This window comes from Bradyrhizobium sp. IC3195 (assembly GCF_020193585.1).
GTDB lineage: Bacteria > Pseudomonadota > Alphaproteobacteria > Rhizobiales > Xanthobacteraceae > Bradyrhizobium > Bradyrhizobium yuanmingense.
The window spans coordinates 66,114-81,231 of sequence record NZ_JADYVG010000030.1 but is presented as its reverse complement, the minus strand read 5'-3'; the positions used below and the strand labels follow the sequence as shown (position 1 = coordinate 81,231).

11 protein-coding genes are annotated in these 15,118 nt (G+C 62.8%); 1 reads left to right on the top strand and 10 read right to left on the bottom strand.

Annotation, left to right across the window (positions count from 1 at the left end):
* Positions 1-244 precede the first annotated feature (244 nt).
* From I6F09_RS34355 to I6F09_RS34320, 8 genes are all read right to left on the bottom strand, one after another.
* Positions 245-1,363 (bottom strand): FAD-dependent oxidoreductase, encoded by a 1,119-nt coding sequence (locus tag I6F09_RS34355; RefSeq protein WP_346730137.1) that lies wholly within the window; start codon positions 1,361-1,363, stop codon positions 245-247.
* Between the two features lie 199 nt (positions 1,364-1,562).
* Complete coding sequence (locus I6F09_RS34350) at positions 1,563-3,299, bottom strand: restriction endonuclease subunit S (RefSeq protein ID WP_225189995.1); 1,737 nt, start codon at positions 3,297-3,299, stop codon at positions 1,563-1,565.
* Entirely contained in the window at positions 3,296-4,750 is a 1,455-nt protein-coding gene (locus I6F09_RS34345; protein ID WP_225189994.1) for a class I SAM-dependent DNA methyltransferase, read from the bottom strand. Before I6F09_RS34345 ends, I6F09_RS34350 begins: the two co-directional genes overlap by 4 nt.
* Positions 4,751-4,752: 2 nt before the next feature.
* The gene (locus I6F09_RS34340; RefSeq protein ID WP_225189993.1) at positions 4,753-7,200 is read right to left on the bottom strand and encodes a DEAD/DEAH box helicase family protein; all 2,448 of its coding nucleotides are present in this window, start codon (positions 7,198-7,200) and stop codon (positions 4,753-4,755) included.
* Positions 7,201-7,508: 308 nt separating this feature from the next.
* Positions 7,509-8,123, bottom strand: a complete 615-nt coding sequence (locus I6F09_RS34335) for a GDYXXLXY domain-containing protein (RefSeq protein ID WP_225189992.1) — start codon at positions 8,121-8,123, stop codon at positions 7,509-7,511.
* Positions 8,120-9,391 carry a DUF2157 domain-containing protein gene (locus I6F09_RS34330; RefSeq protein ID WP_225189991.1) on the bottom strand — a complete coding sequence of 424 codons (1,272 nt, stop codon included), beginning with the start codon at positions 9,389-9,391 and terminating at the stop codon, positions 8,120-8,122. Before I6F09_RS34330 ends, I6F09_RS34335 begins: the two co-directional genes overlap by 4 nt.
* A 290-nt stretch (positions 9,392-9,681) precedes the next feature.
* Positions 9,682-10,197 carry a nuclear transport factor 2 family protein gene (locus tag I6F09_RS34325; protein ID WP_225189990.1) on the bottom strand — a complete coding sequence of 172 codons (516 nt, stop codon included), beginning with the start codon at positions 10,195-10,197 and terminating at the stop codon, positions 9,682-9,684.
* A gap of 68 nt (positions 10,198-10,265) precedes the next feature.
* Positions 10,266-11,327, bottom strand: coding sequence for an aldo/keto reductase (locus I6F09_RS34320; protein WP_225189989.1), 1,062 nt, complete (start codon positions 11,325-11,327; stop codon positions 10,266-10,268).
* A 92-nt stretch (positions 11,328-11,419) separates the two neighbouring features.
* Here I6F09_RS34320 and I6F09_RS34315 point away from each other — a divergent pair, with 92 nt between their 5' ends.
* A complete protein-coding gene (locus tag I6F09_RS34315) occupies positions 11,420-12,322 on the top strand; it encodes a LysR family transcriptional regulator (RefSeq protein WP_225189988.1) in 903 nt (300 codons plus the stop codon).
* 32 nt (positions 12,323-12,354) lie between these two features.
* On the opposite strand, the gene I6F09_RS34310 is transcribed toward I6F09_RS34315, so the two are convergent.
* Positions 12,355-13,335, bottom strand: coding sequence for a tripartite tricarboxylate transporter substrate binding protein (locus I6F09_RS34310; RefSeq protein ID WP_225189987.1), 981 nt, complete (start codon positions 13,333-13,335; stop codon positions 12,355-12,357).
* A gap of 73 nt (positions 13,336-13,408) precedes the next feature.
* Positions 13,409-15,049: an FAD-dependent oxidoreductase gene (locus tag I6F09_RS34305; protein WP_225189986.1), complete on the bottom strand. Its 1,641-nt coding sequence runs from the start codon at positions 15,047-15,049 to the stop codon at positions 13,409-13,411.
* Positions 15,050-15,118: the final 69 nt, after the last annotated feature.

Sequence of the window (15,118 nt, the reverse complement as noted above, 5' to 3'; positions counted from 1 at the left end):
AGTCGGGGGATCGTGGTTTGACGCGGCTATCCGGCGCACCTGTGCGAGCTGACGGCAATTGGTGGCGATCGTTGCCGCCCATTCCGAGTGACGTCTCTCGCGATTTGCTTCGTCGGGCAAAACAGGAGCATAGTGGCATCATCGCAGGAGGTCGGACAGGCAGGGCCTTCGCCCGGGTCTCGCGAAGGCGTCTGCCGCCGGACCGCGCGTTTCGTGCGCTCTCACCGCAACATCCAGCATCCGCTCAGGCAAATCGAGAATATCGGGACAGCCGAAAGAACGGTTCTGCCTGGTAGGACGGATCGGTGGCAAGGCGAGCAAGCCTTTGCCCGATGGCGGGCGCGAATTTCGCACCATGGCCTGAACACGCGGAGCAGACGATCAGGCGGGACTCCGGCCAGCGATCGATGATGAATTCCTCGCCCGCGTCTAGCCTGATGTCGGCGGGCGCGGTGTTGGTGTAGAGGCAAACGTCGCGATCGATGATGGGCCCGGCCGCGCCCGGGACGAGGGCGGCCAACGCGTCGCCGACCGGGCGGAGCTCGGCATCGCTGGCCTGCGGGCCCCAGTCGTCGGGGCCGACCACGGGCCCGTGGTTGTGAGGCGCAGCTTTGACGCCGCGCTGTTCGAAGTCCGGAAAGCCGTAGACGATGTCATCAGGACCTCGGTCCAGAATGAAGATCGGGAAACGACCGAGCGCCACGCTGTCGGGGTTAGCAGGCGCGAACCAGCCGACCGCCTGTCGGGTCACGTTCAGCAGCGCGGCGAGTTGCGGGAGTGCGCGACCGAGCCATGGGCCAAGCGCCAGAATAGCGCGCTCGGCGAAGAACTCTTCGGTATCAGTGCGGATCGACACGCCGTCGTGGTGCGGCGCGAAGCTCGCGCGTTCTGGAATCACGCGATTCCCGGCGCGTGCGCGCATCAGTCTCATGACGACCTCGGTGCGCAGGATCGCGCCGCCGTCCTGCACGACGACGTCCCAGTCGTCGGGCAGGCTGAAAGCCGGAAATTCCTTGTTCGCTTGAGCCGCGGTCAACATCGGATCCGGGCGCCCTTTCGCGATCGCGTTCGCGCGCGAGGACGCCACCATGGCGGAGCCGGGGCGGCCGGCCTCCAAAACAGGGGTTTCCGTCAGAATTGTTTGACCGCTTTCGGTCTGCAGCCGGATCCAGCCGGCATGAGCCTCGTCGCTCAGGCTGGTGTAATTGGGGTTCTCGAAATTGAAGCGACGGAAAATGCGACATGAACCATGTGACGAGCCCCGATCCGAACCTGCTGCGACAGGGTCGAAGCCGAGCGCATCGACGCCGGCATCCAGCAACGCGCCCAGCGCCGCTCCGCCCATGAGCCCCAGACCCAGCACGGCGACTTCGCATTTTCGCATGAAGGCCTCGAAAGCGATGCTACGACGCGGAGATCATCGGGATGATTGCGTGGGTTTGCAAGGTCGACGGGAGGCGGTTGCGGCCGGCATCGACGACGCTGTGTCAGATCAATGAACTTTGGCTGCGCCGGCCGGCAGCCCAGAGCCGATTAGGCCGTCCAGAGGCTCAAAGTGACGCTCATTCAGCTGCCTGCAATTCGCGGTCCTCGGCCGGTGTCAGGGCTTCGGCGAGTAGTGCGTCGAGCAAGCGACGGCGGACGCCGGCGGTGACAATGAGGCTCGCTTCCAGCCGATCGCACAGCGCCATTAGCTCATCGACCTTTGCGACGATGCGGCGTTGCTCGGCGAGGGGCGGGAGCGGAATAAGCATCTTCTTGAGAGCCGTGCCGTTCACATTCGCCTGCCCGGTTTGCTTCTTGATGAGCGGGACGATTTGCGTTTCGCGAAACTCGGGTGCGTTCATCGCAATGTTCAAAAATCGCGGATCGCTGGACCGAAGCGACGGACGAAGCCGGATCAGATAGGAGGCAAATGTCCGAACACCGTCTTCGCCAAGATAAATTCCGGTTTTACCAACGAGCTCAGCACTGTTTGTGCGGTTATAAAGAAGGTCGAACTTCTGCAAATAGAGCGCGGGCAAGTCATCGGACGTTTCGGGGATTCGCTTCTCGTTGCTCCAGACCACCAAGCCGTCTTGGATGTTACCCATTGTGAGGACAGGCACCCCTTTCTCCGAGGGATTAGCTCTTTGCGAGGTCCCATATTGGGTGAAGAGGACGGCTTCACCGATGCGGGACCACCTCCATTTTGCTGGGACATCAAAAGGTATCTCAATCAATGCTATTGGATCCAATGGCTCTTCACGCCTAATCACTTTCTTCCTGACGAGTTCGCTGCGCTCGACCGCAATCCGCTTCAGCAATTCCGCCGCCGGTTCGTCGTTCGGGTCTTGCCGCACAAGTTTGCCCCGTACAGCGAGGTTGAGGATGGCTTGGCGAAGCTGCTTGATCTGGTCGGGGCGCGTAGTGAGCGCGGGCAGCGCGTCGAGCACGAGGCGAACGTCGGTCTGGAAGGTTTCAGGATCGGGCGCGTTGAGACGGTCGAGGCTCGCCGCGGCCAACCGGTCACGCGTGGCCTCGCGCATCTCCCGCGCTTCTTCCAGCCGGTCGCAGAGCACCATCAGTTCATCGACTTTGGCAACTATGCGATATTGCTCCGCAAGGGGCGGCAGGGGAAAGGGAGAATGCGAAAAATACTCGCTCGGAACTCGTTTTTGGCCAGCGGTTCCGGTCATTTTCGCGACGCCACCGTCGACGAAGTGCGGGCTCTTGAGAAAGAGTAGGATGTATTCTGGACAGACGAATAGCGGACGGACGATATGCAACTCCGTTGTCCCGCTGCCGATCCCCCCGGTAAGGTGTCGAAACACGGTCGATTTGCCGTTCTCAAAGCACGGAGTGATTTTGGCAAGGCCAACATCGCCCTCGGCAAAATGTGTATAGCCTTTCCTGATGTCGCCCCACGGACGAACCTCATGTCCGTTCGCAACGCCGTACTCTGCGGCGATCATCGGCATCGGCACGAAGGACGCTTTGAGCGAATCGGGCGCATCGTTGCGGGGACTCAAAATCCCAATCTCGGCGAGCTGAGACCATCGCCAACTCGCGGGTATCAGAAACGGTGTTTCAGATAGAGCCGGGATTGATTTCGGGGATTTGATTTCCCCTGCCTTCACCAGCCGCGCCTTCTCCACCGCAATCCGCTTCAGCAACTCCATGGCCGGCTCGTCGCTCGCGTCCTGCAGTACGAGTTTACCTCGTACGGCCAGATCGAGAACGAAGCGGCGCAGACGGGCAATTGCGTCAGGCGCGTCGGCGATCTGCTCGTAATGCGCCAGCAGGCGTTCTGCGTTCATCGGGCGAGCGCCTCTGCAAGGATCGCCTTCAACTGGTTGCGTAAGGTATCCGTCGCGATTTCGGCCGCGGCAAGATCAGCCAACAGGGTTTCGGGGTCACCGTGATCGACAGCTTTCGTGTGCGGGTTCTTGATATCGAGATTATAGTCCCGTGCCTTGACCTCTTCGGCGGTGACGCGCCACGACTGCGCGGTTTCCTTTCGACCTCTCCGCTCCTTGCCGCCCCACCAGTCGATGCACCCCTGCAAATGTTCCAGTCTAATCGGCTTGGTCATCGAGTAGGCCTTCTGACCTTCAGGCACTCGATGCTCGTAAAACCAGATGTCTCTTGTCGGCGTGCCCTTCTCGAAGAACAAAAGATTTGTTCCGATGGAAGCATATGGCTTGAAGACAGAATTAGGAAGGCGAACGATGGTGTGGAGATTGCATTCCTCCATCAAGTGCTCCTTGAGTCGCGTCTTAACACCTTCGCCGAACAGCGTGCCATCAGGCAGCACCACGGCGGCGCGACCATCTGCCTTCAACAAGCGCACGATGAGTGCGAGGAACAGATCGGCCGTCTCTTTGGTGCGGAAGGTGGGGAAGTTGTTTTCGATACCGTCTTCCTCACGACCACCGAAAGGAGGGTTGGTGAGAATGATATCTACCCGCTCGTCCCTACCCCAGGAAATCAAGGGACGCGCGAGAGTATTGTCGTGACGCACGAAGCTCGGGTCCTCGATACCATGCAAAAGCATGTTGGTGACACAGAGCATGTGCGGGAGTTGCTTCTTCTCCACCGCCCGCAAGGCGGCTTGCATCTTTTCACGTTGCTTGGGCGTTTTGACGTAATTCTTCTCCATGTGTCGGATGGCGCAGGTCAGAAAGCCGCCGGTGCCGCAGGCAGGGTCGAACAGGATTTCGCCGGGATGCGGATCGATGCGATCGGCCATGAAGGCGGTGACGGCACGGGGCGTGTAGTATTCGCCGGCGTTGCCTGCCGACTGTAGGTCGTTCAGGATCTGCTCGTAGATGTCGCCGAAATGCTGCCTCTCCGTGAGGTTGTTGAAATCGACATCGTTGATCTTGTTGACGACTTGCCTCATGAGCTGGCCGGACTTCATGTAGTTGTAAGCGTCTTCGAAAACGTCCTTGACCACGCGGCGGCGGTCACCAGACTTGCTGGAGACTGCGAGGCCCTTCAAAGCCGGAAACATATCGCCATTGACGAACGCGAGCAGTTCTTCACCGGTGATCCCTTCTGGGTTCGCCGCCCAGGACCGCCACTGATACTTCTTGGGGATGGGCGAGCGGTAGCCATCTTGAGTTAGCTCAAGTTCCTGGTCCTGATCGTCGATGATCTTGAGGAAGAACATCCAGCACAATTGGCTGATGCGTTGGGCATCGCCGTCAACGCCAGCATCTTGGCGCATAATGTCCTGGATGGATTTGACGGTGTTGCGGACGGACATGATCAGACGACTTCCAGATAGAGAGAGGATTGCAGCTCGTGCACGGCGCGCTCGAACCCGCGACGATCGCCGAATGCCTTGATCAGTTCAAACGGGGTGCCGAGCGTGCTGAGTGGTGGAATACGCAGGATATTGGCGTCGTCAAGGTTGAGAACACCCTCATCGGCATATTTGGTCAAAAGTGCATCGAGGACCGCCCGAGCCTGTGGGCCGTACTTGCTGAAGACGTCGCGCTTCTTCACGTTGTCGGCTCGTTCTCGACGCGTCAGTGGCTTCCTGTCGAAAGCGACGTGACAGATCAGATCGAATGGATCAAGATTCTTGCCGAGTTCCTCTGCGACGACGTCGAGAGCCAAACCTTCGGCTTCGAGTTCCTCGACGATCGCTTGCTTGCGCTCGGCTGTTTTCCAGCGCTTGAGGAAATCGTCGAGGCTTGCGTAGCGTTTCTTCAGAGCCGCCTTGGTGAAATCACGCAAGGATTCGGTGACAAGCTTACCGCTCTCATCGAGATATTCGACGCGTTCAGCTATGATGCGGGCGCCAACGCCATCGACGTAGATCTTCCGCGCGCGATCGCCCGGCTGAGTTGGTAATGCTGGTTGGTCAACGATGGTCTCTTCGTCGCCATCCATGCCGTAGGGTGATTGATCATTCTCGCTGAGATCGGCGGGACCGTCATCCGGCGGCGCGATTGGATCGCCTTCGCGGGGTTCATAGATCTGAACCGGTTCGCCATCGAAGTCCGGATCAGCAAAGTGGTCGGTTGCGCCACGAAAATCGATCAGTGTGAAATAGAACTTTTTCGTATCCTCGTGGACGCGGGTGCCACGACCGACGATCTGCTTGAACTCTGTCATTGAGCCTACCGCACGGTCGAGCACGATGAGCCGGCAGGTCTGCGCATCGACGCCTGTCGAGAGAAGGCGCGAGGTCGTGACAAGAACTGGGTATTTTGATTCCGGATCAATGAAATTGCCGAGTTGATCCTGCCCTTCCTTGTCACTTCCGGTGATGCGCATGACGTAGCGCTGGTTTTCGGCGACAAGGTCGGCATTTTCGTTGACGAGCGCCTGCCGCATCCGGGACGCATGCTCCTCATCGACGCAGAAGACGATCGTTTTCTGAAAAGGGTCGCCACTTTCTTTGAGAAATTCCGTTATCTTTTTTGCCGTCAGCAAGGTGCGATCATCGAGAACGATGTTCCGGTCGAAATCCTTTGCATTGTAGATGCGGTCTTCGACCTCGTTGCCCTCTCGGTCAAGTTGCCCAAGTTCGGGGCGATAACCTTCCACGTCGCGATCTATGTGAACCTTGATGACCTTGTAGGGCGCAAGAAAACCGTCACTGATCCCTTGCTTCAGTGAATACGTGAAGACCGGTGGACCGAAGTAGTCCGAATTGGAGACGTATGCGGTTTCCTTAGGCGTGGCGGTGAGGCCAATCTGCGTGGCGCCTGAAAAATGGTCGAGAATTTCGCGCCAAGCTGAATCTTCGGCCGCACTGCCACGATGGCATTCGTCGATCACGATCAAATCGAAGAACCCGGGCGAAAACTCGCGATAGATCTTCTGGCGTTCCTCGGGCCCGGTGATCGCCTGATAGAGCCCGAGATAGATTTCGAAAGCGGTGTCAATGCGCCGCTTCTTGTCGAGCGCCAGCGTCAGGTCTTCCTTGGTGCCGTCTTGCCTCTCGATGGTCTTGGCGTTGGTCGAGAGCTTCGCCATCGCTGGGCCAAACGGCCGGAAGTCGTTCACCATCGTCTGGTCGATCAGCACATTGCGATCGGCAAGGAACAGGATGCGCTTCTTGCGGCCGGCCTTCCACAGACGCCAGATGATCTGAAACGCGGTGTACGTCTTGCCAGTGCCCGTCGCCATGACCAGCAGCACGCGGTCACGCCCCTTAGCGATCGCTTCGATCGCCGCGTTGACTGCGTTCACCTGATAATAGCGTGGCGACTTGCCGCTGCCGTCGTCGAAATAGTCTTGAAGCACGATTTTTTCGGCTTCTGCGTCGAGACCCTTCCAGGCGCGATAACGCGCCCACAAATCAGCAGGCGATGGGAAAGAATCGAGCCCAAGATTGACCTCGACCGGGGTCCTCTGGCCGGTCCGATCGTGGAAGACGAAGCCATCACCGTTCGAGGAAAACACGAACGGGATATCCAGAGTAGCCGCGTAGTCGAGACCTTGCTGGATACCGTGACCGACGCCGTGATTGTTGTCTTTGGCCTCAATAAGGGCGATCGGGATGTTGGGCTTGAAATAGAGGATATAGTCTGCACGTTTGGCTCGGCCGCGCGTGACTAGTTTGCCGCGCACGATAATCCGGCCCTTTGTGAAGCTGACCTCCTCGCGGATTTGCAGCATCTCATCCCAGCCAGCCTCGCGCAGGGCTGGGGTGATGAACTTGGTGCAAATGTCGCGCTCGCTTAGCCCCCGCTTATCCATCCCCCTGGCAGATCCCCCACGTTCGGCATTCCAAGCAATGCGTGCACGAACCTGTTTTACATATTGTCGATTGTAACCGCGACTGCGGCTCGCATCCAGTGCAACGCGGCGGTCCGAGCAGTGATGCGGCTAATGGATTAGAGTTGCCCGATAGCTGCTTCGCGGCTGAACGCCTCGTGTTCTGCCACAGACAACAAAGTGCGAAAACAACCCCGCGCACCATAAAAAAATGTCGTCACATCAATAGGTTACATAAGATCGGAAGAGAAGAGCCAATTCGTCGGGCACGGTCCTATTGCCATTCCCCCCTAATACAACGGCTCCTCGTACACCGGCTCGCCGTCGAGCAGCATCCGCTTGATCGCCGCGCGGCCTGAGGGCAGCACGGCGACGACAATGCGCAGCTTCTGCTGGTTGCGGGCATCCTCGAGCTTCTTGCCCTCGCCTTCGGGCACGAAATAGCTTTCGAGGCCATATTTGATCGGCAGCTTGTCGCAGAACCTTCGCCGGTCGTCGCCGCAGGACCCGCCGTAATTGCCGACGCGGCCGCGGATCAGCACTTCGGGCGCGGTGACCGTAACAGGCTCGGCATGCACCGAGACCGCCTGATAGGCGCCGTCGGCCTTGGGCGCGAGCTTGACGAAGACATCAGGATGGCGCGCATCCGCTACCTTGCCTTTGAGGTTGCCTGCCGCCACTTGCGAGATGTCGTAGCTGAGCACGACATAGTCGCCGCGCAGGAGATCGCGGGGATCGACGGGCTGCGTCTGCAGGGTCACCTCGACGCCGTTACGCAGGATCTGCATGCGGTCGGCGACCATCAGGACCAGCAGCGCGCATTGGATCAGGATGGCGGCACAAAACAGCGCGGCTTTCGGGATGCGCTGCCAGAACGCCGCCAGGGGTGCGATCATCCCGTTCATCGCGCGGCCCTCGGCAGCATGCGGTTGAGCGCAGTGGCGAAGGCGACGGCGGCGACGCCCGCCACTGCCAAGAAGGCCGAGCGGCGCAGCAGCGAGCCCTTCACCGCCCAGGTGATGCCGGCGATGACCCCGGCGATCCCGAGCCAGCCCGCGACGATGCGCGGACGCACGTCATCGAGCATGCCGGAGACGACGAGACACAGCATGGCCGAGAGCAGCGCGGCATAGGCGAGCCAGGATTCGCCGGCCATGGATGCCGGCCAGACCGGCGCCGCGAGCAGGACCAGGGCGATCGCGGCTGCTGCAAGCAGTTCTCCCGCGCGCCGGGTGATGGCAGCCGAGGCCAGCGCAAGGATCACGCCGGCATTTCCGCACACGATCGCCCAAAGCGGCTGGCCCGCAAGGGACCCTTCGCGAAAGCGGACGAGATCGTCGACCGTCGTCACCTCCAGGAACGCGGCGATGGCCAGTGAAAACGCGCCGTAGATCGACAGGACGCTGCCGAGCCGGAGCGCGCGCGGCGACGGCGCGGCGGCGATCGCGAGCCCGGCGCCGAACAGCAGCGCCGCACCGCTCGCGAGCACGAAGGACGGCTGGGTGCCCTCGAATTCGAAGCGGAGCGAGGTCGCGATCCACCACGGCAGCAGCGCCAGCGCGACGAGATGAGCGGCGACGCGGGAATTCCAGGCGAAGGCGAGTGCGGCGGCGATGAACCAGACCGAGACGTACGGAAGATGCAGCACGTCGGACGCATCGGTGATCCGCATGCAGGTCCAGATCGAGGCCGCGACGAGACCGACTGCGAGCGCGCCGCGCGAGCCGGTCAGCAGGGCCGCGGCGAACGCGCCGATCGACCACAGCAGCATGCCGCCGGCAAAATCCTCGCCGAGGTGATACATCTGCCCGACCAGCGCGATGCCGGCGCCGAAGATGACCGCACCGACGCTGGCACAGAGATCGGCGAGAATTGTGCGCTCCCGCGCGGCGAACCAGGCGCCGAGACCGCCGGCGACAGTCATGCCGGCGAGCAGGATCGCAAACCGCGCCAACCGCGCGATCTCGGTCCAGTGCGCGGCCACGAAGGCGAGGAACGCGGCCGCGATCAGCAGGCCGCCGACGATGCCGACGACCACGGCGATGTTGATGCCGTCGGTGCGCGGCGGCAGCGCGCTGCGGATCGCGACGGCCGCCGCCGGCGCAATCACGCCGTCGGCCTCCCATCGCGCAAGATCGGCTTCGAGGCGCTGCCGGTAGGTTTTGTCGAACATCGTCCTGGGATCACTTAGGCCCCGCCGGATGGCGGGACCTTGCTAGGTCGGATCGTGCGGGCGATGGGTTCAAGCTCCTGCTCGCGGTGGGCTTTCGCATATGGCTCTTGGCGCGAGCTGAGCGCGCGCCTCGTCCTTCGAGACGGCGCTTACGCGCCTCCTCAGGATGAGGCTCAGCGGCATCGGAGCCCGCTGAAACCAGTGCCACGCACGCGGTCCTCATCCTGAGGGCCCGCCAGCGGCGGGCGTCTCGAAGGATGGCCACAAGCGATATCACTCTTATGTGCGGCCTATTGCGCCGGCGAAGGAATGCGCCGCAGGACGTCGTCATAGGGTGCGAGGTCGAGATAGGCCGTGACCTCCGCCGCCTTGCCGTCCTGCATGAGCAGGATCCACGCGTAAGAGTTCGCGTAGGGCTTGCCGTCACGCGCGACGCCGCTGCCTTCCCAATGCGCGATGACGTGGTCGCCGTCAGCGAAGATCCTCACAGCAGTCGGACGGACCGGGGTCGACAACCGGCCGGCGAACGGGCGGACCGCGCGATCGATGAAGACATCGCGGCCCCTGAACTCGCCGGCGCTCGGGCCGGATCCCCTGATGCGCCAGACCACGCTCTCGTGCAGCAGGTCATTGAAGAAGGTGGTGCCTCCCGCCGCCCAGCGATCGAACGCATCGGTGACGATCCGCTTGTTGTCGTCCTGCACGGAATTGGCCTGTCCGCAGGGTGCGGCCGTCGTCAGGGTGGATGCCGTCACGATGACCGCGTAGACGCAGGACGCAAGTGCGCGATTGAGCATGGTTGCCATTGGTGTCTCCCTTTCTGGTGCAACATGTCGTCTGCCCCGAAGTGATGCACGCGCGTCGGCCAGATGCTTTAGCCGCGCCGCGCGACATTGGCGCCGCCGAAGATGAGTTGCTCCACCATCGGGCGGCGCACAAAGCGGCCTGGGAAAATGGGATCGGGCGCGGTGGCCTGGTCGAGGCGCGCCATCTGCTCGGGAGACAACGAGATCCCGACCGCACCGAAATTGTCTTCCGCCTGCTCCAGCGTGCGGGCCCCGATCACCGGCGCGGTGACCGCGGGATTGGCCAGCGTCCATGCGATGGCGACCTGCGAGGACGTTGCGCCGAGCTCCCAGGCGACGGCTCGCACCGTCTCGGCCGCGTCCAGCGATCGCTCGTTGAGAAGACCGGATGACGCGATGATCGAGGCGCGTGTCGTGCCGACAGCACTCTCCCTGGAATCCCGGAGATCGGCGCGGCTGTATTTACCAGTGAGCACGCCGCCGCCGAGAGGCGACCAGGGCAGCACGCCGAGGCCAAGGCTGGCCGCCAGCGGAATGAGCTCATGCTCGACCGTGCGCTCGACCAGATTGTATTCGATCTGCAGGGCAACGAAGGGCGACCAGCCGCGCAGGTCTGCGAGCGTCTGCAGCTGTGCAATGCGCCATGCCGGCGTGTTGCAAATGCCGACATACTGGACTTTGCCGCTGCGCACGAGATCGTCGAGGCCGCGCATCACCTCATCCGGCTGTGTCGTCGCATCCCAGGCGTGCAGGTAAAGCAGGTCGATGCGATCGGTCTCGAGCTGCCGCAGGCTCTGCTCCACGGAACGAACCATGTTGAGCCGGTGGTTGCCGCCGGAATTGGGGTTGCCGGGATCGCGCGCCATGGTGAATTTGGTCGCGAGCACGAGACGATCGCGCTTGTCGCGGGCGAACTCGCCGACCATGCGCTCGGACGCGCCGTTGGTGTAGTTCACCGCGGTGTCGATGAAATTGCCGCCGCGGTCGACGTAGAGATCGAAGATCCGCCGTGCCTCGCCGGGATCGGATCCCCATCCCCACTCGGTCCCGAAAGTCATCGTGCCCAGGGCAAGGGGGGAAATGCGCAGGCCGGAACGGCCAAGCAGGCGGTATTGATCGAGCGACGTCATCAGAGCCTCCTTCGTATGGGTCGGAGATAGCCCCCGGCGAGAGGTGAGAGAAGTTGGCCAATGATGACTGGGGTGGTAAGCCTAGCTAACCAATGACCACGGACCTGAACCTCGTTGCCGTTTTCATCGCGGTCGCGGAAGCCAAGAGCTTCCGTGGCGCCGCCGAGCGGCTCGGGGTGACCCGATCCGCCGTGAGCCAGGCCATCCGGCGCATGGAAGACCAGTTGGGCGTGGCTCTCGTGCAGCGAACGACGCGCAGCGTCAGTCTCACCGAAGCCGGCCTGCGCCTGCACGAGCGCGTGACCCCGGCGCTCGCCGAAGTCGAACAGGCGATCAATGGCGTCCGCGACCGTGACGCGCAGCCGACGGGGCAGCTGCGTCTTGCCGTGTCGTCGATCGCCGAGCGATTCATTCGCGGTCCATTGCTGGCCGAATTCGCGCAGGCCAATCCCGGCGTGCAGGTCGACGTCACCGTGACCGATGAGGAATTCGACATCGTGGCCGAGGGCTTTGATGCCGGCGTCCGGCTTGGCGAAGTGATCGAGCAGGACATGATCGCCGTGCCGGTTTCGGGCGATCAGCGCCAGCTGGTGGTGGCAGCTCCCGCCTATCTGCAGCGGTTCGGCGCGCCCTCGCACCCGCGCGAGCTCTCACAGCATTGCTGCATCGGCTGGCGGCCGGCGCCGCACGTCGCTCCCTACCGCTGGGAATTTGCGGAAGGGGGGCGCGAGTTCGACGTCGCGGTGGAGCCGAGGATCACGACCAACGACATGTGGGTCATGGTGCGGACCGCCTGCGCGGGCGGCGGCCTGACATTCGGCATGGAAGAGACGTTCAAGCCGTATATCGAGCGCGGAGAATTGGTGCCCCTGCTGGAGGAATTCTGCCCGTTCTTCCCCGGCTTCTTCCTCTACTTTCCGGATCGGCGGAATCTTCCGCCGAAGCTGCGCGCGCTGGTCGATCACGTGCGTTATCGGGGAAGCGGAAAGCGCTAAAGCGGAATGGCTTTAGATCGAATCGATCCGCTCTAGTTTGCCTTGATGCCGGCCTCGCTGATCAGCTTGCCCCATTTCGCGCTTTCGTCCTGAATGAAGCGGCCGAACTGCTCGGGCGAGGTCGGCGCAGGCTCCGCGCCGAGGGTGCGGATCTTCTCCGCTACGGCAGGGTCCTTCAGCGCCTTGGTGAAGGCCTCGTTCAGTCGGGCGATGACATCCGCAGGCGTGCCGGCGGGAGCAACGAGCCCGAACCAGCCGACGGATTCGAAACCGGCAAGGCCGCTCTCGGCCAGCGTCGGCACATCGGGCAGCGACGCAAGACGGCGCGCGGAGGACACGCCGATCGCGTTGAGCTTGCCCTCGAGGATCAATTGTCGCGATGCCGGAATATCCAGCACCGCGAACGGGACATGGCCTGCGAGAACATCGACCGCCGCCGGCGCCGTCCCGCGATACGGCACCAGCTCCATCGCGATCCCGCTTTTCTGCGTGAACAGCGCGGCGGTCAAATGCATCGCCGTCGAGTTGCCGCCATGCCCGATCGAGAGCCCACCCGGCTTCGCCTTGGCGAGCGCGATGGTCTCCGCAGGTGTGCGCGCCGGAATATTCGCGGACGCGACCAGCACAAAGGGAATTTCCGCGAGCAGGGTGATGGGCGCGAGATCCTTCAGCGCGAACGGCATCGAGGCATTGAGGTGCGGATTCACGGTCAACGCACCCGCCGGCGCCACCCCAAGCGTATAGCCGTCGGGCTTTGCCTGTGCGACCGCGGCCATGCCGATGTTGCCGCCGGCGCCGGCGCGGTTCTCGATGACGAGGCCCTGCTTGAGCTCGGCGGTGACCAACGGCTCGAGCGCGCGGATGACCGTGTCGGCGCTGCCGCCGGGCGGGAAGGTCACGATGATCTTGATCAATTGCTCGGGATAGGCGGCTCGGGCCGCCGCCACCGGCAACAGTGCGAAAGCGGCGACCGTCAGCGCGGCCAGGATGCGTCGTCTTGCAACGTGAAACACGGTCTCCTCCTTGCGTTCTGTTCTTGAAACCGACCTGGCGAGCTGCGCCGCCAAGCCGTTCGCTCGTGTCGTCCTACGCGGCAGCGCCAGTGATACGGGCCAGCAGTCCTTGCGGGTTCGCCGGCGCGGACTGCCCGCGCCAGGCGATGTGCTGGTCGGGCCGCGCCAGCACGAGCTTCTCGGCATAGGCGCCGTTCGCCTCCTCCGGCGCGACGTCGACCAGCGCGAGCGGCACGCCGCGCGCCTTTGCGGCGTCCTGCAGCCGCGTCACACCGATTGCCGGATCGAACCGCAGCAATGTGTAGCCGGGGCCGAAGGCGTCGTAGAGCGAGCGTCCGTCGCGCAAGAACAAATGCGGCGCGCGGGCGCCCGGCACGGTGGATGGCGTGAAGCTGCCCATCGCGTAAGGCGGCGGCGTCTCGCCGTCATAGGCGATGATCGGCGAGGCGTCGTAATAGTAGCCAAAGTTGAGGCCGGCGCAGCAATATTGCTGCACGTTGAGATCGTAGGCCGCTTTCGCCAGCGCCGCGCGCGCCGCCTGGCCGCGCGGCGTGTCGTCCTCGATCTCGGCGGACACGCCGCCGCGCTGCGCCATCATCTTCATCGCATGGTCCATCGCAAAGCGCGACACCTGCTCGGTGATGGGCTGGCGCTCCGCCTCATAGGCATCGAGGATCGCAGCCGGCGCCCAGCCGTTCAGATGCGCCGCCAATTGCCAGCAGAGATCGACGGCATCCGCGATGCCCGCATTCATGCCGTAGCCGGCATAGGGCATCCACAGATGCGCGGCGTCGCCGCAGATGAAGACCCTGCGGTCGCGGAAGCGGTCAGCCACGAGGCGCCGTCCGACCCAATCCTCCTTGCTGAGCACGCGGTATTCGAAGCGCTCGTCGACGCCGAGGATGGCACGGATGGCCCAGTCGCGATCGACCGAGTCGAACTCGGGCTCGTCCGGCTTCAGATGATTGTGGATCAGCCAGCGGTCGTGACCGTCAATGGCAACAACAGTGCCGGAGCGGCGCGGATTGAGCGAGAGCACCATCCAGGCCGGCTTGTGCGCCCCCATCAGCTCTTTAAGTTGCGGCGCTTCGATGAAGGTCGACTGCACGCGCTGGATCACCGGCGTGCCGGACAGGCTGGCACCGATTGCTTTTCTGACGAGGGATCGGCTGCCGTCGCAGCCGATCACGAAGCTGGCTTCGATGCGGAGCGAATGTCCGCTGTCGAGATCGCGCGCCAGCGCGACGACATGGTCGTCGTGCTGCTCGATGTCGGTGATTTCCGTGCGCGCCAGGATCTTGATGCGTGATTGGGCAGCGGCATGGCTGAACAGGATCGGCTCGAGATAGACCTGGTTGATCCGGTGCGGCGGCTCGGGCGTCGGCCACCAGGTGTCGGGGCCGCCGGTCGCGCTATAGCGGCGCGCGCGGGAGGGAATGTCGATGCGGCAAAGCTCGATCCCGGTCGCCGTGGTCCGGTAGGAGCAATCGTTGGGAAAGTCCGCAGGGAGCCCCGCATCGCGCAAGCGGGCGGCTATTCCGAGCCGTCGAAAAATCTCCATCGAGCGCGCCGACACGTGATTGCACTTGACGCTGGGCGGATCGCCGGCGTGGCGGATCTCCGCGACGACGACGTCGATTCCGCGCGAAGCGAGATCCATCGCCGCGGTCAATCCGACGGGCCCGGCCCCCACCACCAGCACTTGCGCTCTCATGCTCGCTCCAATCCTTGCCGCGGATTCTTTCCGTCCGCACAGCATGCATTTTATTGCAGGTCCGTTTAT